The sequence below is a fragment of the Kitasatospora sp. NPDC001664 genome (assembly GCF_053596675.1).
Window position 1 is genome coordinate 1 of sequence record NZ_JBSFGS010000024.1, and the last position, 26,510, is coordinate 26,510.

The window sequence follows — 26,510 nt, forward strand, 5'->3', positions numbered from 1 at the left end:
AAGGCGGCGGCGAACCCGAAGGCGACCTCGCCGACGCCATCGGCGAACACTTCGGCTCCTTCACCGCCTTCAAGAAGCAGCTCACCGCCGCCACCACCGGCGTCCAGGGCTCCGGCTGGGGCATCCTCTCCTGGGAACCCCTCGGACAGCGCCTCATCGTCGAACAGGTCTACGACCACCACGGCAACGTCGGCCAGGGCACCACCCCCCTCCTCGCCTTCGACGCCTGGGAACACGCCTACTACCTCCAGTACCGCAACGTCCGCCCCGACTACGTCACCCGCCTCTGGGACGTCGTCAACTGGACCGACGTCACCAACCGCTTCACCACCGCCAAGAACGCCTGACGACCGGCTTCCTGGCACATCGGAGCCCTGCCTTCCCTCGACGGGAGGCAGGGCTCCGGTGCGTCGTCGGAGGTCCCGCATAGGCTGCGCCGGACGGATCGTCAGTAACCGCACCTCACTCCGGAGGCTCGCCCGTGCCCATCGTCGCAATCCAGCCGACCTTCGGTGATTCCGTGGGACGGCGGAACGCCCGGCAGACGCTGCTCGAGGACGTCGAGTTCGGTACGGACGCCAGGGTCGCCACGCTCTCCGACGTCCAGTACCGCACGCTCCAGGAACTCCACCCGGAGGGACGCGCGCCGTTCTGGGGAACGGTGTCGACCTGGGACAGGAAACTCGCCGACTTCACGACCGGCACCGTGGTGCTGTTCACCGGTCAGAACAAGGTCCGGGCCATCGGCGAGGTGGGCACCGCCTTCCGGAACGCGAACTTCGCCGACACCCTCTGGGCGCCGCACACAAAGAAGGGCAGCTGGCACAACGTGTACAGCCTGCTCTCCTTCACCGAGGTGGAGATCCCCTACGAGGAGATCTGGCAGCTGCCGAGCTTCAAGGCCAATGACGTCTTCCGGAGTCTGCGCATCCTCGGTCAGGCCGCGAGCGACGAGATCCTCGAAGGTCTCCGCATCCGGACCACGGCCGAGTCCCGCGATCTGTCCGCACTCGAATCCGCCGTGGCGGAGGCCCTCGGCACAGGGACCCAGTTCCTTCCCGTCGAACGGCTCCACACCCCGCGGACCAGCTACCAGCAGCCCGCCGCCACCCTCACCGCCCAACGCATCGAGGCCATGCTGGTCCATGAGTACCTCCCGACCATCGAGGCGCCGGACACCACCGTCAACCGTCTCCACACCCCTGCCGGGATCACCGACATCCACGTCACGCGTCCGGGCCGCACCGAGATGATCGAGGCCAAGCGCAGCAGTACCCGCTCCTTCGTCCGGGAAGCACTCGCCCAGCTCCTGGACTACGCACCCCACAGTCCCGAGCCGGCCGACCGGCTCACCGGGCTCTTCCCGTACCGACCGGCCGCTCCGGAGATCGCCCTGCTCCACCACTACGGGATCGACTGCGTCTTCCGCGTCGGCCCGGGTGCGTTCGAACGGGAGGAGGCACCCGAGCAGGCGCGGGCCCACATGCGCTCGGCCTGGACCCGCGCCGTCCAGAGCGGCGACGCGGCACCCGCGGCCGTGCCGGAGCCGGCGGTGACCCCGTGACGACAGCCACCTATCTCTACCGCGCCAGAATCGCCGACGCCGACCGGGAGGTGAACAGACGTCAGTTCGTCGACGAGTGCGCCGATCGCTTCCGGTCCCTCCACGGCACAGCACCGAACAGCTCGGAGCTGGCCAGTTGGCGAGCCGGCTGGCCGATACTGACGGCCGCCCTGAAGGCCGCAGGCCTCGGGGAGCTGCACATCGTGCTGGAGTACGGCCTGCCGGGCACCGGGCAGCGCATCGACGCGCTCCTGCTCGGAGCGGACCCCGACGGACGCCTCGCTCCCGTCGTCGTGGAACTGAAGCAGTGGACGCGGGCCCTCACCCGGGCGGACTACCCCGGACTGGTCCAGGTCGGCGGCCGCGTCACCCTGCACCCGGCCCGACAGGTGGGCCTCTACGCGAGCTACCTCCAGGGCTGGGTCACCGACTCCGGCCAGGACCTTCGAGTCCGGGGTACGGCGATCCTCCACAACGCCGACGAACACCTGGTGGAGCAACTCCGGAGCGCCGTGGCCAACGGTCCGTCAGCGGACTTCCCCCTGCTCGGCCGCAGCGAGCTGGAGCGGCACACCGCCGAGGCCCTGGCCACCCACCTGTCCTGCGACTCCCTGGCACCGGTCGGCGACGAGCGGGCCGAGGCGTTCCTCCGCACCGCCCACCGCCCCTCCGCGACCTTCCTCGCCCTGGCGAGCTCGGCCATCGAGGGGCATCCGTCCTTCCGGCTCATCGAGGAACAGGACGTGGCACTGCAGCGGATCCGGGGTGCCGTGCTGCGGTACCTCGACGACCGGGCCCTGCCGCGGCCGCTGGTGATCGTCACCGGCGGACCGGGCACCGGCAAGACTGCGGTCGCGGCCCGGACCCTCGGGGAGCTCTGCCGGCTCCCCGACGCCGATCCGCGACTGCTCTTCCCTTCGGCGACGATGAGCCATCAACTGCGGCGCGCCGTCGGCCCCGACCACCAGTCACTGATCCACACCCTCATGGACCAGGTGCCCAGGACCGTCGACGACGCCACCACCGTCATCCTCGACGAGGCCCACCGCGCGCAGAGCGGCGGCATTCACGGGGACAGCCGCCTGTGGACGCGACTGCTGGAACGGGCAGGGAGCGTGGTCGTCTTCCTGGACGAGAACCAGATCATCAGGCCCACCGAGGGCATCACCGTCACCGAGCTCCGGGCCCTCGCGGGCCGCCTCGGTCGCGAGGTCACCCTGGTCGAACTGCGTGGTCAGTTCCGGAACAACGGGTCTGCGGACTACCACCGTTGGGTCGACGCCTTCCTGTCCCCCACGGGCAGCGCCGCCCCTTGGACCGGTTCCTCCTACGACCTGGCCCACGCCGATCCCGGGCAGTTCAGCCCGTGGGTCGACGGCCACATCCACGGCGGGCGGGTGGCCCGGATCTCGGCCGGCTACTGCTGGCACTGGAGCCGCAAGGAGCAGCAACCGCTCCCACTGGAGGTCGAGGTCACCTGGCACGGAGCGAACGGCGACGAGGTGTGGGCCCGCCCCTGGAACTACGCGGCTGACCGGACCGCCCTGGACGTCGACGGCGTCCCCGGACGCCCGTACTGGGCCACCGACGAGGGCGGCAGCGGCCAGGTGGGCTGCGTCTACACGGCCCAGGGCCTGGAGTACTCCCACAGCGTCGTGATCCTCGGAGACGACCTCGCGCGCGAGAAAGGGCGGTGGGTCGCCCGCCCTGCGGCCAGCCACGACAAGGCCCTGCGCCACCTGACGCCCGATCAGTACCTCCGGTACGCCCTGAACACCTACCGCGTCCTACTCACCCGGGGCACCGAGGCCACCCGGGTCTTCTCCACGGAGCCGAGCACCCAGGCCTACCTCCGTACGGTCCTGCCCGCCCATACCGACTGACGACGAAGAAGGGCCCGGTGAGCGTTTCCGCTTACCGGGCCCTTCTTTATCCTGTGGCTGGTGCAGGGTTCGAACCTGCGTAGCTTGCGCGACAGATTTACAGTCTGCTCCCTTTGGCCGCTCGGGCAACCAGCCAGGATGTTTCGTCTTGCGGGGCGCTGCCCCGTTCGACCTCGTAAACGATACCTGATGGATGGGGGTGCTTCGCCACTTGGTTGGTCACGTGATGATCAAGGCGGTGAGGCGTGGCTGTCGGGGGTGGGGCGGGGCGGGGGTGGATAGGCTGGGGCGGCGCCTGCCCTCGGGGGCGGGCGGTGACCGTGCAGTCAGAGCATCAAGGAGACCAACACACCATGGCCGACTCCAGTTTCGACATCGTCTCGAAGGTCGAGTGGCAGGAGGTCGACAACGCGATCAACCAGACCTCCCGCGAGATCGCCACCCGGTTCGACTTCAAGAACGTCGGCGGGGAGATCAAGCGCTCGGGCGAGAAGATCGAGATGAAGGCCAACGGCGAGGAGCGCGCCAAGGCGATCCTGGACGTGCTGAAGGACAAGTTCATCAAGCGCGGCCTGTCGCTGAAGGCGCTGGACGCGGGTGAGCCGCAGCTGTCCGGCAAGGAGTACAAGATCTTCGCGGACGTCAAGGAGGGCATCTCCCAGGACGACGCGAAGAAGGTCGCCAAGATCATCCGCGATGAGGGCCCGAAGGGCATCAAGGCGCAGGTGCAGGGTGACGAGCTCCGCGTCAGCTCGAAGAGCCGGGACGACCTCCAGGCGGTGCAGGCCCTGCTCAAGGGCAAGGACCTGGACTTCGCGATCCAGTTCGTGAACTACCGCTAGCAGCGGGCTGGTCGGAGAGGAGAGGGCCCGTCGAGGGCGCGGCGCTGGTCGTACGGCGTGCCGCCCCTCGGCGGGCCCTCTCCGTCGGGGGTGCGGCGGCGGGGACGGTGCCGGACTTCTGGCGGTACACGATGCCGGACCTGCGGACGAATGCGACCCGTGGGCTGTACAGGCACAGCTCCAGCGCCCCACCGGTCTCACCCGCACAGTGCACTCACGCCCGCCGACCACGACCCGCTGGACGTCCGGCGGTGGAGCCGGCACAGCGGATCGCCGTCTGCGGGCGGGTGGGCTGAGTGCGCGCCCGCGCCCCGGGGCCGTGCACGGGCCCGGGGCGCGGGGTGGGTGGTGACGGGGGGTCAGCCGGTGGCCAGGCTGGTGGCGGTGGCGGCCGTGGCGGCGACGGTGTCGGTGGAGAGGCCGGGGATGGCCGCCTTGACGGCGGCCGGGTCGGGCTTGGCGGCGGTGGCCTTGGCGACCAGGTCGGTGAGGTCCTTCTGGACCTTGGCGAGGGCGTCGGCCGGGTTGAGCGGGAGCGGGGCGGCCGGGACGGCGGGGGTCTCCGGGAGGGCCGGGGCCGGCGGGAGGGCCGGGGCGAGGTCGGCGGGGGCACCGCGGGTCTGGTCGACCGGGAGGGTCGGGGTGGACGGGGCCGGCGGTGCGGGGAGCTTGCCGAGCAGGGCCTTGATCGCGGCCTGGAGGTCGTCGAGCTGCTTCTGCAGGGCGGCCGGGTCGGGGGCTCCGGCGGTGGCCGAGCCGACCAGTTTGGTGATCTGGCCGAGGACGTCGCCGAGGGAGCCGAGGACGGCGAGGTTCGCGCCCGGGTCGGGGACGGCCGGGAGGTCGGGGACGGCGGGGACGTCCACGGGGGGCTTCACGGGGAGGTCCGGGACCGGCGGTTTGACGGGGAGGTCGGGGACCGGGGGTTTCACCGGGAGGTCCGGGGCGGGCGGGATGATGCCGGCCAGGTCCGGGAGGGAGAGGCCGGGGCGGGCGAGGTCCGGGAGGACGCGCTCGGGGTGGGAGGCGAGGAGGCGGAGGCTGGTCGCGGAGGCGGAGTCGGCAGCGTTCGCGACGGTGACGGACGTGGTGATGACCGGGGCGAGGCCCAGGGTGGCGGTCAGCACGGCGGCCGTCCAGGTGGCACGCATTCTTGCGTTTCCTTTCGTGTGATCAGGCGTTGTCGCCTGCATCACACGTTGGTGCACCCCAGGGTGACGGGCCACCGCGCCTAGGCCGAACGGTTCGCCGCCCGGCAGCGGTGCGGCCGGCGGGGCCTCCGGGGGAGCAAGAGCGTGCTCCGGGCGGGTGGGTGACGGTCCGCCAGACGGAGGGGCGGGCCGGTGGGCCGTACGGCGGGACGCCGGGCACGCGCCGGGGAGGCGTGACGGGGGCGCGCTGGGCCGTACGGCGGCATGCGGCGGGGACGGAGCGGGCAGCGGGCAGCGGGAGGGCGGGGGTCAGTCGGCGGGCCAGTCGACCAGGCGGCTGTGGCGGCCAAGGCCGACCTCCTCGAACTCGTCCGCGGCCGGCGTGCGCCGGGCCCCGATCCGGCGCAGGGCCTGGGAGATGGGGCTGCCGTCCTCCGGGAAGGGTTCGGAGGTGCAGGCGAGCGGGCCGAGGACGAGGCGCCCGTCCACCCAGACGGCGGCGCGCTGGGTGCCGTCGCCGTCGACGTAGTGCGCCTCGACGTAGCCGATCGGGGAGGCTTGGGACCAGGCCACCAGGCGGCGGCCGAAGCCGCCGGGGAAGGCGGTGAAGCCGGGTTGCAGGACGCCGCCGTGCTCGGCGACGGTGTCGAACAGAAGGTCCGTCATCGGGATCAGCGCCAATCCCTGTTCCAGTCTGGTCACACGGGCGACCGGCACCTCTGCGGCCACCACCTTGAGCAGGTCCCAGGAGCCGATGAGTGCCTTGAGTTCGTAGGACATCCAGCCATTCTGCGCCCTCCAACGACGGCGTGGCAGCGGAATATCGAACTCACTCTCCCTTCGTGGCATGGTCGTTGTGAATATGACACCGCACGCCCCCAGGAGGCAGACTGGGTGGATGGTCAGTCAGGGACGGCCCACGGCGGAGGAGTTGGCCGAGGCGCGGGAGCGGACGGTCCCGGACGTGGTGGCCCCCGGGCTGCGGGTGCTGTTCTGCGGCATCAACCCCGGGCTGTGGTCGGGCGCGACCGGCCTGCACTTCGCCCGGCCGGGCAACCGGTTCTGGCCCGCGCTGCACCGCTCCGGCTTCACCCCGCGCCGGCTCCGGCCCCAGGAACAGCTGGAGCTGCTGCCGTACGGGCTCGGGATCACCAACGTGGTGGCCCGGACCACGGCGAAGGCGGACGAGCTGACCGCCGAGGAGTACCGGCTCGGCGGGGCGGCCCTGGTGGAGCGGGTGGAGCAGCTGCGGCCACGGGTGCTGGCGGTGTTGGGGATCGGGGCGTACCGGACGGCCTTCGGGCGGCGGAAGGCCGCCGTGGGGCGGCAGCCGGAGGGGATCGGCGCCACCGAGGTGTGGGTGCTGCCGAACCCGAGCGGGCTGAACGCGCACTTCACCCTGGACGGGATCGCGGCGGAGTTCCGCGCGCTCCGGGAATCGCTGCCGCCGCAGGTGGATTGACGGACCGTCAGGCGAGCACGGGCGGCGGGGCCGCGCGCAGTTCGCGGATCACCGCGCGGACGGCGGCGGTGCGGGCCAGGGCGGGTGTGGTGACGTAGCCGACGTGCCGGGTCGGTGGCTCGGGGTCGAGCGGAGCGACGGTGACGCCCGGCGGGGCGGAGAGCAGGGTGAGGGCAGGCATGATCGACATGCCGAGGCCCTGGGCGACCATCGAGAGGGTCACCGTGTCGTCCGAGACGTTGACGGTGGCGGCCGGGATCCAGCTCTGCCTCCGCCACCACGCGCGGGTGTATGAGCCGCAGTTCTCGTCCCAGTCGACCAGCGGGAGGGTGCGCGGACGCGGGTGCCCGGCGGGGTGCACCAGGGCGTAGGGCTCGCTGAACAGACGGCCGGCCACCAGGCCGGGCAGGGCGGGCGAGGGGACGCTGCCGGTGGCCGCGTCGAGGGTGGCGACGGCCAGGTCGGCGTGGCCGTCGGCCACCTCGCCGGCGGTGCCCCGGCCGAGGTCGCGGACGATCCTGACCTCCGGGCGCAGGCCCGGGTGACGGGCCGCCAGCCGGGCCAGCACGGCCGGGAGCAGGTGGGCGGCGGCGCTGCGGAAGGCGGCGATCCGGACCGGGCCGGTGGGTTCGCCGCCCGCCGGGGCGGCGGCGGCCCGGGTCTCGGCGGCGAGGACGGTGAGCAGGTGGAGGACCTGCCGGGCGTGGGCGGCGGCCTTCGCGCCCGCCGGGGTGGTGCGCGCCCCGTGACGCCCTCGTTCGAACAGGACGGCACCCAGCTTGCGTTCGCACCCGCGCACGGCGTGCGAGACGGCGGACTGGGAGAGGCCGAGCGCTGCTCCGGCGGCGGTGAAGCTGCCCTCTCGGTCCACGGCGACCAGGATCCGGAGGTCGGCGGGGGTGAGATCGGAGCGGGTGGGGTCGGTGGAGTCGGTCGTCACCGGTGAAACCTAGCCGGTGGGGGCGCCTTCCATGAAGAGGGTTCATGGAACGACGGGAACCATCGACGTGCGCCCCTGCCACGCCCGCGAGCCGGTGCCTAGCGTTCCGTCCGTACCGAGCACGGAGGAGAGAGAGACCATGACCCGCACCGCCCGCTACGTCCACCAGACCGCCCGCCCGCAGGGACGCCCCTCCCCCGCCGACTTCGCCTTCGTGGAGCGGGCGCTCCCCGAGGTGCCGGCGGGCGGGGCGCTGGTGGAGAACCTGTACTTCTCCGTGGACCCGTACATGCGCGAGGTGATGGACGTCGGCGAGCTGCACGCCCCGCTGGAGGGGCGGGCGGTCGGGCGGGTGGTGGCCTCGCGGTCGCCGCACCTGGCGGAAGGGGACCTGGTGGCGCACCGTCAGGGGTGGCGCACCCACGCGGTGCTGACGGAGGCGGAGGTCCCCGCGCCCGGCGCGCTGCCCGACCCGGGGCGGGTGCGGCGGATCCGGCCGGCCGACGGGGTGCCGCCGAGCGCCTACCTGAGCGTGCTGGGCGGGACGGGGCTGACCGCGTACGTGGGACTCACCCGGGTGGCCCGGCTGCAGCCCGGCGAGGACCTGTACGTCAGCGCGGCGGCGGGCGGGGTGGGGACGGCGGTGGGGCGGTTCGCGCGGCTGATGGGGGCCGGGCGCCTGATCGGGAGCGCCGGATCGGCGGAGAAGGTCCGGGAGTTGACCGGGCGGCTGGGCTTCGACGCGGCGTTCTCCCACCGGGACGGGCCGGTCGGCGAGCAGCTGCGGGCGGCCGCGCCGGACGGGATCGACGTGTACTTCGACAACGTCGGCGGGGACCACCTGGCCGGGGCGATCGAGGTGCTGCGGGAGGGCGGGCGGGTCGCGTGGTGCGGCGCGGTGGCGCAGTACGACGATCCGGCCAACCCGCCGGCCGCCCCGTACAACCTGTACGACGTGGTGGGCAAGAGCCTGCGGGTGGAGGGGTTCCTGGTGCGCAACCACCGTGACGCGCAGGCTGAGTTGGAGGAGTGGGCGGCCCCGCACCTGCGCTCGGGAGCGCTGGTCGCGGAGGAGGCGGTGACCGAGGGGTTCGACCGGTCGGTGGAGGCGTTCCTCGGGATGCTGGGCGGGGGGAACCTGGGGAAGGCCGTCGTGCGGGTGGCGGAGAGCGGTTCATGACGGTGTGTCACAGGACTGTCCTGGGGGTGGAACGGGCGGAACGGTCCACCGGGGGCGGGCGGTCCTGAGGTGGGAGAGCACCGAGCGCCACCGTCCCACCCGGAGGAGAACCCCATGCGCGTCCGCAAGCCCGCCGTCGCCGTCCTGGCCGTCGCCGCCGCACTGCTGCTCACCGCCTGCCAGGACGGCGGAACGGGCTCCGCGGCGAGCGCACCGACCCCGACCGCCGCCGCCCCGGCCTCGTCCTCGTCCCCGTCCGCCACCGCCTCGGGGACCCCGAGGACCACCGCACCGAGCACCCCGGCCCCTGCCACCGCCACCGCCGGGAAGGCCGCCCAGTGCCGGACCGCGGACCTGACCGTCACCGCCGCGGACCGCACCATCACCGGCGACGGCGAGAACACCGTCGTGGTCGAGCTGAAGAACCACGGCGACAGGGCCTGCACGCTCGCCGGGTACGCGGGCGTCGACCTGAAGACCTCCGCGGGGACGGTCTCCGCGAAGCGCTCCGGCGAACCGGTGGTCACGGGCGTGCTGGCGAGCGGGAAGTCGACGTACTTCGGCATCGGATACCCGGCCAACGGCTCGGGCGGCTCCGGCGTGCGGATCACCGGGCTGGTGGTGACCCCGCCGGACGAGACCCATCCGGTCACCCTGGCCTGGCCGGGCGCGGCTTCGCTGCCCGTGACGGAGGGCGGCGGATCGCCGGTGCGGATCGGCCCGGTCGGGAGCGCCGGCCAGGGCGGCTGACGGCCCGGCGGTCGCCGCCGGCCCGGGCGGGCGCCGACGGCCCGGGTCCGCGTCGCCGACCGGCCGTCAGTCGGTGGCGAGCCGGGCGTGGAGGTGTTCGTCGTGGTGCCGGCCGTCGCCGAAGCGGTGGCTGGCGCGGAGGGTGCCTTCGAGGGGGTAGCCGGCCCGCAGGGCCACGGCGCAGGAGGCGGCGTTGCCGGTGGCGTGGGCGAGTTCGATGCGGCGGGCGTCGGCCCGGGCGAAGGCCCACTCGGTGACGGTGCGGGTGGCGCGGGTCGCCAGGCCCCGGCCGCGGGCGGCGGGGTCGAGCCAGTAGCCGATCATGGCGAGTCCGTCGAAGCGGTCCACCCAGCGGATGGTGACGGCGCCGAGGAGGTCGTCCCGGACGGGGTCGAGCAGCGCGAAGGAGCCGGCGTCGCCGCGTTCCCAGGCCGCCGTGCGGCCGGCGATCCAGCGTTCGGCGTGCGCGGGGGTCCCGGCGGGCAGCGGGTTCCAGAGGGCGACCGCCGGGTCGGCCGCGATGGCGGCGATCTCGCGGGCCCGGCGCTCGAGGTCGTCGACCAGGGTCCAGGGCACGGCCCGGAAGCCGTCGCCGTCCAGCTCTGCGGGGCGGAAGGTCGGGGCGAGGTCGTTCGGGTCCACGGTGCTCATGCGCACCTGTGTACACGGGTACGAACGGCACCACCAGGCGATTTCCGGCGGCGGGCCGAGGGACCGGAGCGAGGGGCCGGGGCCGAGGGGCCGTCTCCCCTACGGTGCCGGCCGGCACCGTACGGCCGCTCAGCCCGCCACCCGGAAGCCGATGTTGCCGGCGGAGCTGTCGGGGGTGTTGGAGCTGCGGGCGGCCACCCGGTAGCGGTTGCAGTAGGAGTCGTGGCACATGTGGGAGCCGCCGCGCATCACCCGGGCGGTGCCGCTCGGCGGCCCGACCGGGTCCTGCCGGGGGCCGGTGCGGTGGAAGTCGGGGCTGAACCAGTCGGCGCACCACTCCCAGACGTTGCCGGCCACGTTGTGCAGGCCGTGGCCGTTCGGGCGGTAGGACTTCACCGGGACGGTGCCGCGGTGGCCGGTGTTGACGGTCGGGAAGACGCCCTGCCAGATGTTGCACATCTCCCGTCCGCCCGGGGCGAGTTCGTCGCCCCAGGGGTAGCGGCGCTGCTCCAGGCCGCCGCGCGCGGCGTACTCCCACTCGGCCTCGGTGGGCAGCCGGGTGCCGGCCCAGGCGCAGTAGGCCAGCGCGTCGTTCCAGGAGACGTGCACCACGGGATGGTTCTGCCGCTCGCCGACCGAGGAGCCGGGGCCCTCGGGGCTGCGCCAGGACGCGCCGGCCACCGAGCGCCACCAGGGGACGGCCGCCACCGAGGGCGAGGCGACCGCCAACTCCCTTGCCAGGAAGCCCTCGAAGACGAAACTGGCGCCGAAGGCCTCGGCCTCCGTGACGTACCCGGTGGCCTTCACGAAGGCGGCGAACTGCGCGTTGGTGACGGCCGTCGGCGAGATCCGGAACGGGCCGACCTCGACCTCGCGGACCGGGCCCTCGCCGTCGGCCGGGTAGCCGAGACCGTCGTCGGTGCCCATCAGGAAGCGCCCGCCCGGGAGTTGGAGCAGCCCCCGGGCGGGACGGGCGGTGCGGGCGGACGGTGCCGTCAGGGTCAGCGGGGCGGCGGACCGGCCGGGCGTGCAGCAGGACTTGTGCTCGGTGACGGTCATCGCGCGCCGCTTCCCTTCGGGTGGTCGGACGGGTGGTGGTCAGGCGGGTGCCGGTGTGACGGGTGGTCGGACGGGCCCTGCCCCCGCGCGGGCAGGGCCCGTCCGGGTCAACTGGTCCGGTCGGCGGCCAGGGCGGCGGCCAGGGCCGGGATGCCGAGCGCCTGCTCCTGGGCCGGGGTGGCCTGGTACAGCAGGTTCTGCAGCTGGTACGGGTCGCTGACCAGGTCGTAGTACTCGCGGAACAGCACCTGCCCGGTGCCGCTCACCACGCCCGCCGCGTTGGTGTGCAGGGCGTAGTACTCGGTGTACTGCCGCTCCTTGTCGACGTACGAGGCCCAGGTGTTGGGCCCGCCGGCGGCGGTGCCCTGCTTCCACCACTCGACCAGCAGGTGGTCCCGGGAGTACCCGGTGAGCAGCGAGCGGCCGTCCTGCGGGGTGTTCGGGGTGATCCCGGCGGCGTCCAGGATCGTCGGGGCGATGTCGATGTTGGCGACCAGCCGGTTGTCGACGGTGCCCGCGGCCAGCCCGCCCGCCGGCCAGGAGAGGTAGAACGGCACCTGGTGGCTGGGCGAGTAGGGCACCGACTTCTTCAGCCAGCCGTGGTCGGCCCAGGTGTAGCCGTTGTCGGCGATGTAGATCACCAGGGTGTTGTCGAGCTGGCCGAGCGCCTCCAGCTTGTCCCGGAAGGCCTGCACCGCGTCGTCCACCGAGAGCAGGGTGCGGAGTTGACGCTGGCGCAGCGCCCGGGCGTCGTCCAGGGTGGCGGTGGCGTCGCGGATGTAGGCGGGCTTGTCGCTGCGGTCGGCCTCCGGCACCGAGGGACGGCCGTTCCAGGCCGGGACGGGCGTGTCGGCGTACTTGGGGGCCGGCACGTTGGGCTCGTGCGAGGCGTACGGGGTGACGTAGGCGAACCAGGGCCGGGTGTCGGTGGCGGCCTCGTCCAGGAAGGCCAGCGTGTGGTTCTTGATCACGTTGGTCGGGTAGCCGGTGATCTGCCGGACGGTGCCGTTGTCGTTGTAGTTGGCGTTGTTGTTGTAGCTCGGCTGGAGCAGCAGGAAGTCCTCGAAGTGCGGCGGGTTGTCCGCCAGCGTCCAGGAGTTGAGGTACTTGCCGAACAGGCCGGTGCGGTAGCCGGCCTGCTGGAGGTGGCGCTGCACGGTGGTGTGCTGGTCCAGCGCGGCCGAGGCGCCGTTGTTGCGCACGCCGTGGTTGTGGGCGTAGCGGCCGGAGAAGACCGAGGAGCGGGACGGGGCGCAGAGCGGGGTGGCGACGTGGCCGTTCGGATACTCGACGCCGTGGTCGCCGAGCCAGGCGATGGTCTTCTGGATCGCCCAGTTGGTGTGCTTGGGCTGGTCGTCGGTGACGATCAGCAGGATGTTGGGACGGGCCGCGCTCGCGGCGGGCTCGGCGGCCGCGGCCCGGCCGGCGGCCAGCGGGACGGCGGTGGCGGCGGCCACGGCGGCGGCTCCGGTGAGGAAGCCGCGGCGGCTGGGGGAGGTGTGCTCGGGCATGGCTGTGCCTTCCGATGTCGCGGAGTGGACGGGAACGGAGGGATCAGCGGGAGGGACAGAGCCCGCAGGCCAGACGTCCGTGGTCGACGTGGCGGCGGGCAACGAGGTGGACTCCGGTTGCCATGCACGCGACCCTAGGAGCGGCCGGCCCGGGCCCACAAGGACGAGGTCGGGAAGTACGCGGGAACGACACGGCCGCGTGACGTGGCGACACATCACGCGGCTGCGGGGGTATCGGACGGGGCGTCAGGCCGCTCCCTCGCCGAGGTAGGCGGCCCGGATCCGGGGGTCGTGGAGCAGCTCGGCGGCCGGGCCGTGCATCCGGATCTCGCCCGTCTCCAGCACGTAGCCCCGGTCGGCCAGGCGCAGGGCCTGGGCGGCGTTCTGCTCGACCAGCAGCACGGTGGTGCCCTGCTGGTTGATCTCCCGGACGATCTCGAAGAGCTGGGCCACGATGATCGGGGCCAGGCCCATCGAGGGCTCGTCCAGCAGCAGCAGGTCCGGGCGGGCCATCAGGGCCCGGCCGATCGCCAGCATCTGCTGCTCGCCGCCGGAGAGGGTGCCGGCCACCTGGCGGCGGCGCTCGGCCAGCCGGGGGAAGAGGCCGAACACCCGCTCCAGGTCGGCGGCGTCCACCCGGCCGAAGCGGTAGGCGCCGAGGTGCAGGTTCTCCAGCACCGTCATCTCGGCGAACACCCGCCGCCCCTCCGGGGAGTGGGCGACGCCGAGGCCGACCACCTCGTGGGAGGGCAGGCCGTCGATCCGCGCGCCGGCGAACCGCACCTCCCCCGCCGCCGGGCGGAGCAGGCCGGAGACCGCCCGGAGGGTGGTCGACTTGCCCGCGCCGTTGGCCCCCAGCAGGGCGACCACCTCGCCCCGGCGGACCGTCAGGTCGATCCCGCGCAGCGCGGTGACCGCCCCGTAGTCCACCCGCAGCCCGGCCAGCTCCAGCAACGCCGGGGTCCCGCCCGCTCCGCCCGGGGCCTCCCGGACCGGCTCCACCACGCTCGTCACGCCGCCACCTCCGAGCCCAGGTAGGCCTCGACCACCGCCGGGTCCTGCTGGACCTCGGCCGGGGTGCCCTCGGCGATCACCTTGCCGAAGTTCAGCACCAGCACCCGGTCCGCCACCGACATCACCAGCTTCATGTCGTGCTCGATCAGCAGCACGCCGATCTCCAGCTCCCGGTTGATCCGCCGGATCAGGGCGGTGAGTTCGAGCTTCTCGGTCGGGTTGGTCCCGGCCGCGGGCTCGTCCAGCAGCAGCACCCGGGGGTCGGTGGCCAGCGCGCGGGCGATCTCCAGCCGCCGCTGGTCGCCGTAGGCGAGCGCCCCGGCCGGCTCGTCCGCCCTGGCCGCCAGGCCCACGAACTCCAGGAGCGCCCCGGCCCGTTCGGCGCTGCGCCGAGCCGCCCGGCGGGCGTGCGGCAGGCCGAGCGCGATGCCCAGCGGGCCGCTGCGCAGCCGGCTCTCGGCCGCCACCTGGACGTTCTCCAGGGCCGTGAGCGCTCCGAACAGCCGGATGTTCTGGTACGTCCGCGCGACCCCGGCCCGGTTCACCAAGTGCGGCTTGCGGCCAAGGAGTTCGTACGTGCCACCGCCCTCAGGGTGGAAGGTGACCCGGCCCTCCTGGGGCCGGTAGACACCGGTGAGCGAGTTGAACAGCGAGGTCTTGCCCGCGCCGTTCGGGCCGATCACGGCCAGCACCTCGCCGCGCTCCATGCGCAGGCCGACCCCGGCGAGCGAGGTCAGCCCGCCGAACCGCAGCGTCAGCCCCTCCGCCTCCAGCACCACGCTCATCGACCTTTACCCCCAACTCGCTTGCCACCGGCCGGGATCAGCCCCTGCGGGCGGTAGATCATCATGACCACCAGCAGCGCCCCGAGGTACATGAAGCGGTCCTTCTGGTCGACCACGTCCTTGAGCGCGTGCGGCAGCCAGGCCAGCAGTCCGGCGCCGAGCAGCACGCCCGGCAGCGAGCCCATGCCGCCGAAGATGACGTAGGCCAGCACCAGCACCGAGTAGAGCAGCGGGAAGTTCTCCGGGTTCACGAAGCCGACCTTGCTGGCGTACACCACCCCGGCCGCGCCGGAGGTGGAGGCGCCGATGGCGAAGGCCATCAGCTTGTACTTCACGGTGTCCACGCCGTGGGCGGCGGCCGCGATCTCGTCCTCGCGGATCGCCGCCCAGGTGCGGCCCACCTTGGAGTGCTGGAGGCGGCGCAGCACCACGACCGCCAGCACGATCAGGGCGAGCAGCAGCCACCAGTAGTCGACCGGGTCCAGCTTCCAGCGGTAGGAGACCGGGCCGAGCTCGACCGAGAAGTGCGGGATGCCGAAGGCCCCGTTGGAGCCGTGGGTGAGGCCCTCGGCGTTCTTGGCGACCAGGTAGATGATCTCGTGGAAGCCCAGGGTCACGATGGCCAGGTAGTCGCCGCGCAGCCGCAGCGTCGGCCCGCCCAGCAGCACCCCGGCGACCAGGCAGGTGAGCATCGCGACCGGGATGACCAGGAAGGGGTTGAGCTCGAACGGGGGCTTCACCGGCAGGTGGCCGGTCCAGAAGGCCGCGCTGTAGCCGCCGATGGCGAAGAAGGCGACGAAGCCGAGGTCGAGCAGGCCCGCCCAGCCGATCACCACGTTCAGGCCGAGGGCGAGCAGCACGTAGATGCCGACCCAGTCCACCAGCACCTGGTTGGTGGCCCGGCTGAGCCCGAGCGGGGCCAGCACGGCGACGGCCAGTCCGAGCACCACGAGCACGGGCTTCGCGGCGCGCGGGAGCCGCGGCCTCGGGAGGACGGCCGCCACCCGTCCGGCGGCGGCCCGGGGTGCCAGCTCGGCCACCGCCCAGACCGCGACGCCGAGGCCCAGGCAGAGCCAGAGCCGGGCGCCGGTCAGGGTCCCGCGCAGCGAGTACAGCAGGTCCCGGCCGTTGCCCTGCTCGCCGGTCATCACGGCCAGCAGCAGGCCGGCCCCGAGCAGGGCGGACAGCCGCCGCCAGCGCGGCAGCCGGTACCACCTGGGCGTGCGGAGCCGGGCCAGCCGGTCCGCGCCCGGACGCTGGAGCAGGGTGGTCATGCCGTCCTCCCGATCCGGACGCCGAGGATGCCGGTCGGACGGAGCATCAGCACCCCGACCAGCACCACGAAGGCGGCCACGTAGCGCCACTCCTCGCCGAACAGCGGCACGTTGAAGGTCTCCACCAGGCCGAGCAGCAGACCGCCGAGCATCGCGCCGCGGATCGAGCCGACGCCGCCGAGCACCGCCGCCGCGAAGGCGGTGATGCCGGGGTTGAAGCCCATGGTGAAGGAGACCTGGGTGTTCAGCCCGAACAGGAAGCCGGCCACGCCGCCCATCAGGCCGCCGATCACGAAGGTCCGGGAGATCACCCGGTCGGTGTCCACTCCCATCAGCCCGGCCGTCTCCGGATCCTGGGCCAGGGCCCGGATGCCGGCCCCCAGCCTGGTGCGGTGCACCAGCAGGTCGAGCCCGCCCATCATCGCCAACGCGCAGACCACCAGCAGGACCTGGGTGATCGTCACGCGGGCGCCGAAGACCGTGAACAGCACGTCGTTCCGGTAGATCTCCGGCATCGGCACCGGATCCCGGCCGAACAGCTTGCCGGCCAGGTTGTAGAGGAAGAAGGAGGCGCCGATCGCGCTGATCAGGAAGATCAGCTTGGGCGCGCCGCGCCGCCGCAGCGGCCGGTAGGCCACCCGCTCCAGTCCGTACGCGGTGGCGCCGCCGACCAGGCCGGAGGCCAGCAGGCCGGCCAGTACCAGCAGCACCGAGGCGGTGGCCGAGGGGTGCGCCGGGGTGAGCTGCTGGAGCACGACCAGGCCGCCGAAGCCGCCCAGCATGAAGACCTCGCTGTGGGCGAAGTTGATCAGCTGGAGCACGCCGTAGACCAGCGTGTAGCCGATCGCGATCACCGAGTAGAGCGCGCCCAGGGCGACGCCCGGGATCAGGTAGTCCCAGAACTCGTGGAGCGGCATCGGAGGGTCCTCCCCTGACTCAACTCGCGGCCAGCGTCTCGATGTTGCCCCGGTAGACGATCGTGCCGCCGGTCACCTCGTAGAGGAACGCGGTCTTGTCCGGGAACTCGCCCTTGGCGTCGAAGCGGAAGCGCTTGGTCAGGCCCTTGTAGTCGGCCTGCTTCGCCTTGGCCAGCACCTGGTCGCGGGTGGCGTCCGGGCCGAGCGCCTTGAGCTGCTCGATCACCAGGTTGGTGGCGTCGAAGGACTCCGCCGAGTAGGTGCCGGGCGCGGTCTTGAACTCGGCCTGGTAGTCGGCGGTGAACTTCTTGATGCCCTCCTCCACCGAGGCGTCCACGCACGGGCAGGTGACCAGCCAGCCCTCCGAGGCGGCGCCGGCCAGCTCGATGAACTTCTTGTCGTTCACGCCGTCCGAGGCGATCCTCGGCTTGTCGAAGCCCGCCTCCTTGAGCTTCTTGGCGAACGGCGCGGCGTCCGCGTAGAAGCCCGCGTAGATCAGCGCGTCCGCGTTCGAGTTCTTCGCGGCGGTGGCCACCGCGGTGTAGTCCGGGGTCTTCTGCGGCACGCTCTGGCGCACCACCTCGACCCCGGCCGCCTTGAGGTCATTCTCCGCCACGGCGGACAGGCCGATGCCGTACTCGGTCTTGTCGTCCACCAGGAAGACCTTCTTGGCCTTCAGCTTCTTCGCGTAGTACGCGGCCATCCCGCCGCCCTGGGCGTTGTCGTTCGGGATGCCGCGCAGGAAGGAGCCGAAGCCGAGGGTGGTCAGCGAGGGGCTGCTCGCGGAGGGCGTCAGCGCCAGCAGGTTCGCCTGCGAGTAGAGCTGGCCGGCCGCCTTGGTCGGGCTGGAGAAGGCCGGGCCGATGGTCGCGAGCACCTTCTCGTCGTCGATCACCTTCTGCGCCGCGGCCGGGGACTGGTCGGCGCTGCCGGCGTCGTCGGTCGCCACGTAGACCAGCGAGAACGGCAGGTCGCCGCGCTCGTTGGCCTGCTTGACCGCCAGCTTCACGCCGTTCTCCATGTGCACCCCGAGCGCGGCGTTGTCCCCGCTCAGCGGTCCCTGGTAGGCGATCTTGACCACCTTCTTGCCGTCCGCGCCGGTCTCGCCCTCGTCCTTGGCGCAGCCGCTCGCGGTGAGCGCGAGGGCGCCGACGAGCAGCGGTGCGGCGGCGGTGAGCAGTCTTCTGGGCAGCACGAATTCCCCCTGGAGGCACGGCGGTTCGGAACGCCCGTGACTCTATGCAGCCCCGATCCGCCGGAGGGAGCGTCGCGCCCGTGGTCTGTCACCTCCCCGCTCACCCGTGGGTGAGCACCACCCGGCCGAAGGCCGTCCCCTCCCGCAGGTGGCCGAGGGCCCGCGACAGCTCCCCGAAGGGGAACACCCGGTCCAGCAGCGGACGGATCCGGTGGACCGTCAGGGCCCGGTTCAGGGCCGTGAACTGGGCCCGGCTGCCGACCGCGAGGGGCCGCACCCGGACCCCGGCACCGAACAGCAGGCCGGCCTCCAGGGGACGGCCGGTCGGGGCGGCACCCACCCGGTGGCCGACGTAGGCGATCTCACCGCCGAGGGCGGCCGCCCGCACCGAACGCTCCAGGTCACCCGCCACGTGCACGACCGTGTCGGCGCCCCGGCCGTCAGTCAACTCCCTTACCCTCAGCTGCCATTCGGCGTGCTCGGAGCGGTCAACCACCTCGTGGGCACCGAGCGCCTTCAGGCGGTCCGCCCTCGCCGGCCCCGAGGTGGTGGCGATCACCCGGGCCCCGGCCAGCAGGGCCAGCTGTACCGCGGCCAGGCTGACCGCACCGGTGCCCGAGGTCAGCACCGTCTCACCGGGGAGCAGCGGACGGCCGCCGGTCAGCGCGTTCCAGGCCGTCAGGGTGGTCAGCGGCAGCGCGGCCGCCTCCTCGTACGACAGGTGCTCCGGCAGGCGGACCAGGCCGCGCTCCGCGGCCACCGCGTACTCGGTCAGGGTGCCGTCCAGCGCGGAGCCCAGCTGCGCGGCGCGGTCCAGCCCGAACGGGCCGTCCAGCCACTCCGGGAAGACCGTGAACGCGACCCGGCAACCGGCCGCCAGGGTGGTCACACCCGCTCCGACCGCGACCACCTCCCCCACCCCCTCGCACCCGGCGACCACCTCCGGGCGGACCGGCAGCGGGTAGTCGCCGGCCAGCACGGTCAGGTCCCGGAAGCTGAGCCCGTTGGCCCGCATCCGGACCAGCACCTGCCCCGGTCCGGGCTCGGGGACGGGGTGCTCACGGAGCGTCAGACGGCCGCCCTCGGTGATGTGGTAGCTCTTCATCGCTGCTCGGAAGCCTCTCGCTCGGGGCGCGTCGGACGCTGTCCCGACGATCCTGCGGCGGCCCGGGGCGGCGGACAATTCCGCACAGGGAATGGCCCGGGCGCTCCGGCGGTGGTTGGATCCCCCGGGTGAGCACCGTGACCGAACAGACCGGCTTCCCCGCCGAGTTGCGCCGCCGACGGGCCGAGCGGCGGATCAGCCAGCTCGACCTGGCGCTGCGGGCCGGCACCACCCAGCGGCACCTGAGCTTCATGGAGCGCGGCCGCTCCCGCCCCGGCCGGGCGATGGTGATCCGGATCGCCGAGTCGTTGGAGCTACCGCTGCGGGACCGCAACTCCCTGCTGCACGCCGCCGGTTACGCCCCCGTCTACCCCGAGTCCCGGCTGGAGGCCGCGATGCTCGGCCCCGTCCGCGAAGCCCTGGACGTCATCCTCCGCGGGCACCTCCCGTACCCGGCGATCGTGCTGCGCCCGTACGGCGAACTGGTCGCCGCCAACGAGGCGGTGGGCCTGCTCACCGAGGACGTGTCCGCCGAGCTGCTCCGCCCGCCGGTCAACATGATCCGGCTGCTGCTCCACCCCGAGGGGCTGGCCCGCCGGGTCCGCAACCTCCCCGAGTGGGGCCGGCACGTCACCGAGAACATGCGCCGCACGCTGGAGACCAGGGGCCACGACACCCGGCTGGCCGCCCTCGTCGCCGAGTTGGAGACCTACCTGCCGGACGCCGCCCCCGGGCCGGAGCACCTGGGCTTCGCCGTGCCGCTCCGACTGGCCGTCCCCGAGGGCGAGTTGCGCCTGATCACCACCATCACGTCCTTCGCCACCGCCCTGGACGTCACCCTGGCCGAGCTCCACCTGGAGGCCTTCCTCCCGGCCGACGAGGCGACGGCGGAGATCCTCCGGGCCCGGGCGGCCGGCTGACGGATCAGCGGTAGCCGAACTTCTCGTCGGTGGAGACCACCTCGCGGCCCAGCGGCATCAGCGAGATCGGAATCATCTTGAGGTTGGCCCAGGCGAACGGGATGCCGATGATCGTGACCGCCAGCGCGATGGCGGTGGCGATGTGACCGATCGCCAGCCACCAGCCGGCGAAGACGATCCAGATCACGTTGCCGATGCAGGACGGCGCCCCCGCATCCGGCCGCTCCACCGTGGTGCGCCCGAACGGCCAGAGCACGTACCCGGCGATCCGGAACGAGGCGATGCCGAACGGGATGGTGACGATGAGGATGCAGCAGATGATCCCGGCCACCGCGTAGCCGAGCGCCATCCAGATCCCGCAGAGGATCAGCCAGAGCACGTTCAGGACGAAACCGATCACCTTCATGCCCCAACCCTCCCACGGACCGGGCCCCCGGCGGCAGATCCGGTCACGGCGAGTCCACCGCCACACGTTCGGATGAAAGGCGGTGACCTGACTGTTCGTCCACCAACTCACGCTGCTATCAATGGCTTTGCCCCGGGCTCGACCTGGGGAATCCGCCGAGGTCGTACACGGAGCGTACGGCCTTTCGCGAGAACGGAATCCGCCTGATGGCCATCGCAGTTCGCAGGACGCTCGCCGTCGCCACGCTGGCTCTGACCGCCTCCATCCTTCCGGCCGCCGGGGCCGGGGCCGCCGTCGAGGGGCCGCAGCCGGCCAAGCGCGCGCCGGGCCTCTACTGCCTCGCCAACACCTGGAACACGCCGACCGTCTCCAGCAAGGCGTGCAACACCTCGGACCAGGGCCAGCACTGGACGCTCTCCGGCCAGCAGATCGCGCTGAGCAACGCCCGGGCCTACTGTCTGGCCAACACCTGGAACAAGCCGGACGTCTCCACCAAGCCCTGCGACCCCAAGGACCAGGGCCAGTACTGGACCTTCAACGGCCAGCAGATCGCGCTGACCTTCGCCCCGGCCTACTGCCTGACCAACGCCTGGGGCACGCCGGACGTCGCGGTGCGGCCGTGCGACGCCAACGACCCGGGCCAGCGCTGGGCGGTCTTCAACGAGCAGATCAGCCTCGCCGCCGTCGCCCCCTGACCCACCGTCACCCGGCCCGGGCCGCAAGGCCCCGGGCCGGGCCGAGGCGGCGCCGGGCAGACGGGCAGACGGGCAGACCGGCAGACGGCCCGGACCGAGGCGGCGTCAGGCGAACTGGCCCGGGCGGTAGTCGCCGGCCGGGGTCTGCAGGATGACGTTGGCGCGGTTGAAGGCGTTGATCAGGGCGATGGCGCCGACCAGCGCGCCGAGCTGGTCCTCGTCGAAGTGCTGGGCGGCGCGCTGCCAGACCTCGTCGCTGACGCCACCGGCCGCGTCGGCGATCCGGGTGGCCTCCTCGGTGAGCTCGATCGCGGCGCGCTCGGCCTCGGTGAAGACGGTGGCCTCGCGCCAGGCGGCGACCAGGTTGAGCCGCTCGGGGTTCTCGCCGTGGTGGACGGCGTCCTTGAAGTGCATGTCGGTGCAGAAGCCGCAGCCGTTGATCTGGCTGGCCCGGAGCTTGACCAGCTCCTGGGTGGTGGCCGGCAGGCCCGAGTCCTCCAGGACCTTCCCCGCCGCGATGATGTGCTTGAAGACCTTGCCCAGGACCGGGTTGGTGTAGGGGTTGAGGCGGATCTCCACGGGGTGCTCCCTCGTTCGGTGCTCGTCTTGCGCTGTCATCCCTTCGACGGAGCGGCCGGGCCGGGTGTGACAACCGGCGGACGTGACCCGCGTCACGCCGCGTCAGATCCTCGGCGCGTCCGGGTGGTACGCGCGCTGGCGCTCGACCGGGGCGGCCGCGAAGTCGCCGCTGCCGTTCACCACCTCGCCCGCCTCCAGGGACAGCCCGCGCGCCAGGCCGCTCCCCTTGAGCACCGCGCCCCGCCCGTCCGGGTCGGGGTACGCGTGCTCGCCGCCACCCGCCAGCCGGACGGACTGGACGGCGACGGCGCCGATCGAGCAGCTGCTGAGCTCGCCGCACTCCAGCGTCACGCCCGGTTAGAGGAGGTTGTCCTGACCGAGCGTCACCCGGCGGGAGATCAGCACCGAGAAGGGGTCGTGCACCAGGTTCCCGTCCCCCGGCGCCAGCAGTTCGGTCACGGTCCGCAGCCCCGCCGCGGTCTCCACGGAATCCCCCCTCGTTCGTTGTCCTCCGTGCCCGATCGTGCCGCACGGTGGAGGCCCGGGGGGAAGTTGTTCGGACAACGGACACCCACCACGGGTGGCGCGTTCACGCGCCGTCGCTACGGTCGCACCGCCCGGCGCTGTCCCGGGTGCGTGCGCGGGTGGGGAGCCGGCCGGGTGCGCTGAACCTGTCGAGGAGACGAACCCCTATGCAGCGCAAGGCCTTCAAGGCCGCGTTGGTGCTCGTGACCGCGAGCGCCCTGGTGGGCGGCGCGGCGGTCACCGCCAATTCGGAGCCGTCCGAGCAGTACCGCAACGACCAGGGCCACGACGGCTGGTACGGCGGCGGCAACGACATCCGCAACGTCATCTACATGGTCGGCGACGGCATGGGCCGCACCCACGTCACGGCCGGCCGGGACCGCTTCTACGGCGCCGCGGGCCGCCTGAACATGGAGCGCATGCCGGTCGTCGGCCAGGTCGCCACCTACGCGGTCGAGAAGGGCAGCAACAAGCCGGCCCTGGTGACCGACTCGGCGTCCTCCGCCACCGCCTGGTCCTCCGGCGTGAAGACCTACAACGCGGCGCTCGGCGTGGACTCGTACGAGAAGCGCGTCGCCACCCTGATGGAGCAGGCCAAGGCGGCCGGCTTCTCGACCGGCAACGTCTCGACCGCCGAGATCACCGACGCCACCCCGGCCGGCCAGTTCAGCCACGTGCTGCTGCGCGGCTGCCAGGGCCCGGTCTACTCGGACGCGGCCTGCCTGCCGAAGAACGCCGACGGCACGTACGAGGCCAAGCCCTCGGACGCCACCCTGATCACCCCGGTCGCCGAGCAGATCGCCCGCAACGGCACGGCCGACGTCATCCTCGGCGGCGGCCTGGCCCGCTTCGAGCCGGACGACCAGAAGGCCCTGAAGGACCGCGGCTACCAGGTGCTCGGCAGCTTCGGCGACGCCGCGCTGCCGGCCCAGACCGCCGCCAGCCAGAAGGTCGCCACCAAGGCCGAGCTGGACGCGGTGCGCAGCGGCAAGGTCATCGGCCTGTTCAACCGCGGCAACCTGACGGTGGAGGCGGCCAAGTCCGCGCTGCCGGCCGGCGCCCCGGAGAAGGCCGAGCCGACCCTGTCGGACCTCACCACCAAGGCGATCGACCTGCTGGGCAAGCGCAACCGCAAGGGCTTCTTCCTCCAGGTCGAGGGCGCCCAGATCGACAAGCGCTCGCACGCCAGCGACGCCGCCCAGACCCTGGGCGAGATCAAGGCCTTCGACGACGCCGTGGCCAAGGCCGTGGACTTCGCCAAGCGCGACGGCCACACCCTGGTGATCGTCACCGCCGACCACGAGTGCGCCGGCTTCAACATCATCGAGAAGGGCACCTTCACCAACGCGGAGGCCGCCGCCCCGCCGGTGAACGTGGACCCGGGCAACCCGGCGAACAACAGCGCCCCGTCGCGCACCGGTGGCAACACCAAGGACGCCACCCGCTCCACCGGCATCGTGAACGGCGCCGGTTCGAAGGACCCGAAGAACTTCGCCCCGGCCACCTTCCGCACCCCGGACGACGCCGCGGGCGTGGTGGACGGCAGCCCGGAGGCCAGCCTCTGGCTGACCTACCTGTCCGGCAACCACACCGGTGCCGACGTGCCGCTGTTCGCCTTCGGCCCCGGTTCGCAGCGCTACGCCGCCAGCCAGGACAACACCGAGCTCTACGGCAAGATGTACCGCTCGCTGTTCAACCGCTCGCCGCGCTGACACCCAGCAGCACCAGGACGGCTGACGCCCCGTCACGAGGGCCGAAGCCTGGTCAGGACGGCTGACGGACCCGTCCGACACCGGGGGCCGGGAGGGCACACGCCCCCTCCCGGCCCCCGGCCCGTACTCCCGCCCCCGCTCCCCAGGAGACCCCCGCCGTGAACCCGACCCGCCGCGCCCTCGTCCTCCCGCTGCTCGCCCTGGCCCTGCTGACCGGGTGCACCTCGACCGGGTCGAAGGACGCCGCGCAGGACGCCGGGCCGCTGCCCGCCCCGAGCCAGGTGACGCTGCCGGAGCCCAAGCAGGTGCCCGCCGCCCCGGCCTCGCTGGGCGGCGAGGTCCGCCCGGGCGAGGTGCGGATCGAGCCGGGACCGTTCACCGACCGGGTCACGCTGACCGGGCTGGCACTGGACAAGGGCTCGGCCGTCGGCGGCCACCTGACCATCACCTCGGACATCAGCGACGTGCTGGTCATGGAGCTGCGGGCCGCCTTCTACGACCAGCAGGGCCGGCTGGCCGGCACCGGCACCTTCCACTACCAGGAGGAGGAGTCCGAGGGCGCCCACCTGGGCCCGCGCGCGGCCGAGGGCGGCATCGACTTCTCCATCCCGGCCGAGAAGCTCACCTCGGCCCCGGTCACCGCGGTGCTCTCCCTCCCCGTGCTCGTCAACGAATGAGCGTGCCCGCCCCCCGGTGAGGAGGAGCGGGCACGCGGCACGGCGGTGGTGACGTCGGATCAGACCGCCGGGAAGGGGTCCAGGTCCGTCTTGAGGGTCTGGCCCGGGGCCGGCGGGGTCCTGTCGACCAGGTAGTCGGTGACCAGGGCGTTGAGGGCGGCGCTGCGGCCGACCGCGCAGTGCTCGATGGAGTCGACGGTGACCAGGACCGCGTTGCCGAGCTCGCGCTGCATGCGCTGGGCGAACTTGTACTGGGTGGCCGGGTCGTAGAGGTTGCCGATGACCATCACGGTGTTGGCGGTCTTCTTGTTCCACGGGCCGCTGTAGCGCTCGGAGGTGAGCGCCGGGGCCGGCCAGCTGGCGCACGGCGGCGCGTCGAAGGCCTGGTAGCGGCCGAAGGTCGGGGACTCCTTCTCCCAGGCCTTCGCCACCAGCGGGAAGAGCTGCGGGACCGGCGGGTACGGCTTGTCCTGGCAGTTGACGCCGTAGTAGGAGTCGTCCGAGGTGTACGGGGTCTCCGCCGGGGCCTCCCGGAGCGCGTTCGGGGCCTGGACGGCCAGCTGGTCGGCGTCGCCGGTGGACGGCTGACCGCCCGTCAGCGAGCGGGCGCCCTGGGCGTTGATCGCGGTGTCCAGGTCCTGGATGGACTTGGCCAGCGGGGCCAGCCGGGTCTGCGCGTAGAGCGCGTTGGCGACCTGGCTGGTGAAGGTCGAGAGGGTGACGACGGCGCCGCTGGGCAGGGTCACCGGGCTGGTGCGCAGGTGGTCCCGGATGGCGTCGAAGCGGGCCCGGTTGTCGCCGCCGGCGAAGGCGCAGCGCTGGATCCCGGCGGTGGCGCAGTGCTCCAGGAAGGCGTCCAGCGAGATCTCGAAGCCGTCGGCGCGCTGGCGGTCGTACTCCAGGCCGTTGGCCAGGCGCAGCTGCGGGTCGACGTTGCCGTCGACGATCACGGCGCGGACCTTGGACGGGTACATGTTGGCGTAGGTGGAGCCGATCAGGGTGCCGTAGGAGAAGCCCGCGAAGGTGAGCTGGGCGTCGCCGACGGCCTGCCGCATCCGGTCCAGGTCGCGGACCACGTTGATGGTCGACATGTGCTTGATCAGCGGGCCGGCGTTCTTGCCGCAGGCGGCCGCGTAGTCGCGGTTGGCGGCCATGGTGTCGCGGACCTCGTCCGCGGTGACCGGGACGCCGGTGGCGCGGCCCCAGAGGGCGTCGGACTCCTCGTTGCTGGTGAAGCAGCGCAGCGGGTTGCTGCGGGCCACGCCGCGCGGGTCGAAGCCAACCAGGTCGAAGCGGTCCTGGACCTTCTTCTGGAAGCGGGTGGTGGTGGCCCAGAGGTAGCCGCTGCCGCCCGGGCCGCCGGGGTTGAGGAAGAGCGAGCCTATTCGGTTGGCCGGGTCGGAGGCCCGGCGGCGCAGCATGGCGATGCCGATCTTCTCGCCGTTCGGCTTGGCGTAGTCCAGCGGCACCGGGTAGGTGGCGCAGTCGTAGATGCCCGGATCCGGCTTGCTCGGATCGGGGTTGCAGGGTGTCCAGGACACCGGGTCGACCTTGGCCGGAGCTCCTCCGGCGGACGGTGCGGCGACGGCCACACCGGGGACCAACAGCAGGGCACTGGCCGCAGCCAGGCCCGCACTCCAGACACGAGACACGGAACCCCCCTCGACATGTCCAAATCAGGCGCGGCCAGCATGCCAGTTCGGAGATCGTCGA

Annotated in this window: 28 protein-coding genes and 1 tRNA gene; 11 read left to right on the forward strand and 18 right to left on the reverse strand. The window is 72.7% G+C overall.

What is annotated here, in order from left to right; translation table 11 throughout:
• The 3 genes from ACWCYY_RS29015 to ACWCYY_RS29025 all read left to right on the forward strand — a co-directional run.
• The coding region (locus ACWCYY_RS29015; protein ID WP_449797722.1) for a superoxide dismutase at nt 1-347 on the forward strand (347 nt) is incomplete at its 5' end.
• A 134-nt stretch (nt 348-481) separates the two neighbouring features.
• Nucleotides 482-1,564: a hypothetical protein gene (locus tag ACWCYY_RS29020; RefSeq protein ID WP_449797723.1), complete on the forward strand. Its 1,083-nt coding sequence runs from the start codon at nt 482-484 to the stop codon at nt 1,562-1,564.
• Nucleotides 1,561-3,447: a DNA/RNA helicase domain-containing protein gene (locus ACWCYY_RS29025; protein WP_449797724.1), complete on the forward strand. Its 1,887-nt coding sequence runs from the start codon at nt 1,561-1,563 to the stop codon at nt 3,445-3,447. Before ACWCYY_RS29020 ends, ACWCYY_RS29025 begins: the two co-directional genes overlap by 4 nt.
• 54 nt (nt 3,448-3,501) lie before the next feature.
• Here the strand turns inward: ACWCYY_RS29025 and ACWCYY_RS29030 are convergent.
• Nucleotides 3,502-3,582: transfer RNA gene (locus ACWCYY_RS29030), tRNA-Tyr, on the reverse strand.
• A gap of 218 nt (nt 3,583-3,800) precedes the next feature.
• On the opposite strand from ACWCYY_RS29030, the gene ACWCYY_RS29035 reads away from it, so the two are divergent.
• Nucleotides 3,801-4,289 carry a YajQ family cyclic di-GMP-binding protein gene (locus ACWCYY_RS29035; RefSeq protein WP_345286313.1) on the forward strand — a complete coding sequence of 163 codons (489 nt, stop codon included), beginning with the start codon at nt 3,801-3,803 and terminating at the stop codon, nt 4,287-4,289.
• A gap of 359 nt (nt 4,290-4,648) precedes the next feature.
• On the opposite strand, the gene ACWCYY_RS29040 is transcribed toward ACWCYY_RS29035, so the two are convergent.
• On the reverse strand, nt 4,649-5,440 hold the full coding sequence (locus ACWCYY_RS29040; protein WP_345286315.1) for a hypothetical protein: 792 nt from the start codon (nt 5,438-5,440) through the stop codon (nt 4,649-4,651).
• Nucleotides 5,441-5,749: 309 nt separating this feature from the next.
• Nucleotides 5,750-6,220 carry a hypothetical protein gene (locus tag ACWCYY_RS29045; protein ID WP_345286317.1) on the reverse strand — a complete coding sequence of 157 codons (471 nt, stop codon included), beginning with the start codon at nt 6,218-6,220 and terminating at the stop codon, nt 5,750-5,752.
• 118 nt (nt 6,221-6,338) lie between these two features.
• Between ACWCYY_RS29045 and mug the strand changes: the two genes are divergently transcribed.
• The gene (mug, locus tag ACWCYY_RS29050; RefSeq protein WP_449797725.1) at nt 6,339-6,902 is read left to right on the forward strand and encodes a G/U mismatch-specific DNA glycosylase; all 564 of its coding nucleotides are present in this window, start codon (nt 6,339-6,341) and stop codon (nt 6,900-6,902) included.
• 7 nt (nt 6,903-6,909) lie between these two features.
• Here mug and ACWCYY_RS29055 read toward each other — a convergent pair whose 3' ends face one another.
• Entirely contained in the window at nt 6,910-7,842 is a 933-nt protein-coding gene (locus tag ACWCYY_RS29055; RefSeq protein WP_345286321.1) for a LysR family transcriptional regulator, read from the reverse strand.
• 139 nt (nt 7,843-7,981) lie between these two features.
• On the opposite strand from ACWCYY_RS29055, the gene ACWCYY_RS29060 reads away from it, so the two are divergent.
• Both ACWCYY_RS29060 and ACWCYY_RS29065 read left to right on the forward strand, forming a co-directional pair.
• Nucleotides 7,982-9,022: an NADP-dependent oxidoreductase gene (locus tag ACWCYY_RS29060; protein ID WP_449797726.1), complete on the forward strand. Its 1,041-nt coding sequence runs from the start codon at nt 7,982-7,984 to the stop codon at nt 9,020-9,022.
• 114 nt (nt 9,023-9,136) lie between these two features.
• Nucleotides 9,137-9,772: a DUF4232 domain-containing protein gene (locus ACWCYY_RS29065; RefSeq protein WP_449797727.1), complete on the forward strand. Its 636-nt coding sequence runs from the start codon at nt 9,137-9,139 to the stop codon at nt 9,770-9,772.
• Between the two features lie 66 nt (nt 9,773-9,838).
• Here the strand turns inward: ACWCYY_RS29065 and ACWCYY_RS29070 are convergent, their stop codons facing one another.
• The 9 genes from ACWCYY_RS29070 to ACWCYY_RS29110 all read right to left on the reverse strand — a co-directional run bounded on the left by ACWCYY_RS29070 (nt 9,839) and on the right by ACWCYY_RS29110 (nt 19,283).
• Nucleotides 9,839-10,423, reverse strand: a complete 585-nt coding sequence (locus ACWCYY_RS29070; protein WP_345286327.1) for a GNAT family N-acetyltransferase — start codon at nt 10,421-10,423, stop codon at nt 9,839-9,841.
• Between the two features lie 129 nt (nt 10,424-10,552).
• Complete coding sequence (locus ACWCYY_RS29075) at nt 10,553-11,482, reverse strand: formylglycine-generating enzyme family protein (protein WP_449797728.1); 930 nt, start codon at nt 11,480-11,482, stop codon at nt 10,553-10,555.
• Nucleotides 11,483-11,589: 107 nt separating this feature from the next.
• Nucleotides 11,590-12,993, reverse strand: coding sequence for a sulfatase family protein (locus ACWCYY_RS29080; protein WP_449797729.1), 1,404 nt, complete (start codon nt 12,991-12,993; stop codon nt 11,590-11,592).
• A 246-nt stretch (nt 12,994-13,239) separates the two neighbouring features.
• A complete protein-coding gene (locus tag ACWCYY_RS29085; RefSeq protein WP_345286333.1) occupies nt 13,240-14,007 on the reverse strand; it encodes an ABC transporter ATP-binding protein in 768 nt (255 codons plus the stop codon).
• Complete coding sequence (locus ACWCYY_RS29090) at nt 14,004-14,792, reverse strand: ABC transporter ATP-binding protein (RefSeq protein ID WP_345286335.1); 789 nt, start codon at nt 14,790-14,792, stop codon at nt 14,004-14,006. Before ACWCYY_RS29090 ends, ACWCYY_RS29085 begins: the two co-directional genes overlap by 4 nt.
• On the reverse strand, nt 14,789-16,066 hold the full coding sequence (locus ACWCYY_RS29095) for a branched-chain amino acid ABC transporter permease (protein ID WP_449797730.1): 1,278 nt from the start codon (nt 16,064-16,066) through the stop codon (nt 14,789-14,791). Before ACWCYY_RS29095 ends, ACWCYY_RS29090 begins: the two co-directional genes overlap by 4 nt.
• Entirely contained in the window at nt 16,063-16,983 is a 921-nt protein-coding gene (locus tag ACWCYY_RS29100) for a branched-chain amino acid ABC transporter permease (protein ID WP_380149584.1), read from the reverse strand. The genes ACWCYY_RS29095 and ACWCYY_RS29100 overlap by 4 nt, the downstream gene beginning before the upstream one ends.
• A gap of 19 nt (nt 16,984-17,002) precedes the next feature.
• A complete protein-coding gene (locus ACWCYY_RS29105) occupies nt 17,003-18,178 on the reverse strand; it encodes a branched-chain amino acid ABC transporter substrate-binding protein (RefSeq protein ID WP_380149583.1) in 1,176 nt (391 codons plus the stop codon).
• 100 nt (nt 18,179-18,278) lie between these two features.
• Nucleotides 18,279-19,283: a zinc-dependent alcohol dehydrogenase family protein gene (locus ACWCYY_RS29110; RefSeq protein ID WP_449797731.1), complete on the reverse strand. Its 1,005-nt coding sequence runs from the start codon at nt 19,281-19,283 to the stop codon at nt 18,279-18,281.
• Nucleotides 19,284-19,411: 128 nt separating this feature from the next.
• Between ACWCYY_RS29110 and ACWCYY_RS29115 the strand changes: the two genes are divergently transcribed.
• Entirely contained in the window at nt 19,412-20,203 is a 792-nt protein-coding gene (locus tag ACWCYY_RS29115) for a helix-turn-helix domain-containing protein (RefSeq protein WP_449797732.1), read from the forward strand.
• A gap of 4 nt (nt 20,204-20,207) precedes the next feature.
• On the opposite strand, the gene ACWCYY_RS29120 is transcribed toward ACWCYY_RS29115, so the two are convergent.
• On the reverse strand, nt 20,208-20,609 hold the full coding sequence (locus ACWCYY_RS29120; protein ID WP_449797733.1) for a YccF domain-containing protein: 402 nt from the start codon (nt 20,607-20,609) through the stop codon (nt 20,208-20,210).
• A gap of 206 nt (nt 20,610-20,815) precedes the next feature.
• On the opposite strand from ACWCYY_RS29120, the gene ACWCYY_RS29125 reads away from it, so the two are divergent.
• Nucleotides 20,816-21,304 carry a ricin-type beta-trefoil lectin domain protein gene (locus ACWCYY_RS29125; RefSeq protein WP_449797734.1) on the forward strand — a complete coding sequence of 163 codons (489 nt, stop codon included), beginning with the start codon at nt 20,816-20,818 and terminating at the stop codon, nt 21,302-21,304.
• 105 nt (nt 21,305-21,409) lie between these two features.
• Here the strand turns inward: ACWCYY_RS29125 and ACWCYY_RS29130 are convergent, their stop codons facing one another.
• The 3 genes from ACWCYY_RS29130 to ACWCYY_RS29140 all read right to left on the reverse strand — a co-directional run bounded on the left by ACWCYY_RS29130 (nt 21,410) and on the right by ACWCYY_RS29140 (nt 22,369).
• Entirely contained in the window at nt 21,410-21,883 is a 474-nt protein-coding gene (locus ACWCYY_RS29130; RefSeq protein ID WP_449797735.1) for a carboxymuconolactone decarboxylase family protein, read from the reverse strand.
• A gap of 102 nt (nt 21,884-21,985) precedes the next feature.
• Complete coding sequence (locus tag ACWCYY_RS29135; RefSeq protein WP_449797736.1) at nt 21,986-22,234, reverse strand: hypothetical protein; 249 nt, start codon at nt 22,232-22,234, stop codon at nt 21,986-21,988.
• A 6-nt stretch (nt 22,235-22,240) separates the two neighbouring features.
• A complete protein-coding gene (locus ACWCYY_RS29140; protein ID WP_449797737.1) occupies nt 22,241-22,369 on the reverse strand; it encodes a hypothetical protein in 129 nt (42 codons plus the stop codon).
• A 206-nt stretch (nt 22,370-22,575) separates the two neighbouring features.
• On the opposite strand from ACWCYY_RS29140, the gene ACWCYY_RS29145 reads away from it, so the two are divergent.
• Together ACWCYY_RS29145 and ACWCYY_RS29150 are read left to right on the forward strand one after the other, a co-directional pair.
• A complete protein-coding gene (locus ACWCYY_RS29145) occupies nt 22,576-24,120 on the forward strand; it encodes an alkaline phosphatase (protein WP_449797738.1) in 1,545 nt (514 codons plus the stop codon).
• Nucleotides 24,121-24,278: 158 nt separating this feature from the next.
• Nucleotides 24,279-24,797 carry a hypothetical protein gene (locus ACWCYY_RS29150; protein ID WP_449797739.1) on the forward strand — a complete coding sequence of 173 codons (519 nt, stop codon included), beginning with the start codon at nt 24,279-24,281 and terminating at the stop codon, nt 24,795-24,797.
• A 59-nt stretch (nt 24,798-24,856) separates the two neighbouring features.
• Here ACWCYY_RS29150 and ACWCYY_RS29155 read toward each other — a convergent pair whose 3' ends face one another.
• Nucleotides 24,857-26,449: an alpha/beta hydrolase gene (locus tag ACWCYY_RS29155; RefSeq protein WP_345278840.1), complete on the reverse strand. Its 1,593-nt coding sequence runs from the start codon at nt 26,447-26,449 to the stop codon at nt 24,857-24,859.
• Nucleotides 26,450-26,510: the final 61 nt, after the last annotated feature.

What these genes read in the sequence shown, in the direction of transcription:
- ACWCYY_RS29035 (WP_345286313.1), top strand. Translation starts at nt 3,801, where the DNA reads ATGGCCGACTCCAGTTTCGACATCGTCTCGAAGGTCGAGTGGCAGGAG.
- ACWCYY_RS29145 (WP_449797738.1), top strand. Translation starts at nt 22,576, where the DNA reads ATGCAGCGCAAGGCCTTCAAGGCCGCGTTGGTGCTCGTGACCGCGAGC.
- ACWCYY_RS29080 (WP_449797729.1), bottom strand. Translation starts at nt 12,993, where the DNA reads ATGCCCGAGCACACCTCCCCCAGCCGCCGCGGCTTCCTCACCGGAGCC.
- ACWCYY_RS29040 (WP_345286315.1), bottom strand. Translation starts at nt 5,440, where the DNA reads ATGCGTGCCACCTGGACGGCCGCCGTGCTGACCGCCACCCTGGGCCTC.
- ACWCYY_RS29090 (WP_345286335.1), bottom strand. Translation starts at nt 14,792, where the DNA reads ATGAGCGTGGTGCTGGAGGCGGAGGGGCTGACGCTGCGGTTCGGCGGG.
- mug (WP_449797725.1), top strand. Translation starts at nt 6,339, where the DNA reads ATGGTCAGTCAGGGACGGCCCACGGCGGAGGAGTTGGCCGAGGCGCGG.
- ACWCYY_RS29045 (WP_345286317.1), bottom strand. Translation starts at nt 6,220, where the DNA reads ATGTCCTACGAACTCAAGGCACTCATCGGCTCCTGGGACCTGCTCAAG.
- ACWCYY_RS29120 (WP_449797733.1), bottom strand. Translation starts at nt 20,609, where the DNA reads ATGAAGGTGATCGGTTTCGTCCTGAACGTGCTCTGGCTGATCCTCTGC.
- ACWCYY_RS29125 (WP_449797734.1), top strand. Translation starts at nt 20,816, where the DNA reads ATGGCCATCGCAGTTCGCAGGACGCTCGCCGTCGCCACGCTGGCTCTG.
- ACWCYY_RS29065 (WP_449797727.1), top strand. Translation starts at nt 9,137, where the DNA reads ATGCGCGTCCGCAAGCCCGCCGTCGCCGTCCTGGCCGTCGCCGCCGCA.
- ACWCYY_RS29100 (WP_380149584.1), bottom strand. Translation starts at nt 16,983, where the DNA reads ATGCCGCTCCACGAGTTCTGGGACTACCTGATCCCGGGCGTCGCCCTG.
- ACWCYY_RS29095 (WP_449797730.1), bottom strand. Translation starts at nt 16,066, where the DNA reads ATGACCACCCTGCTCCAGCGTCCGGGCGCGGACCGGCTGGCCCGGCTC.
- ACWCYY_RS29070 (WP_345286327.1), bottom strand. Translation starts at nt 10,423, where the DNA reads ATGAGCACCGTGGACCCGAACGACCTCGCCCCGACCTTCCGCCCCGCA.
- ACWCYY_RS29075 (WP_449797728.1), bottom strand. Translation starts at nt 11,482, where the DNA reads ATGACCGTCACCGAGCACAAGTCCTGCTGCACGCCCGGCCGGTCCGCC.
- ACWCYY_RS29060 (WP_449797726.1), top strand. Translation starts at nt 7,982, where the DNA reads ATGACCCGCACCGCCCGCTACGTCCACCAGACCGCCCGCCCGCAGGGA.
- ACWCYY_RS29110 (WP_449797731.1), bottom strand. Translation starts at nt 19,283, where the DNA reads ATGAAGAGCTACCACATCACCGAGGGCGGCCGTCTGACGCTCCGTGAG.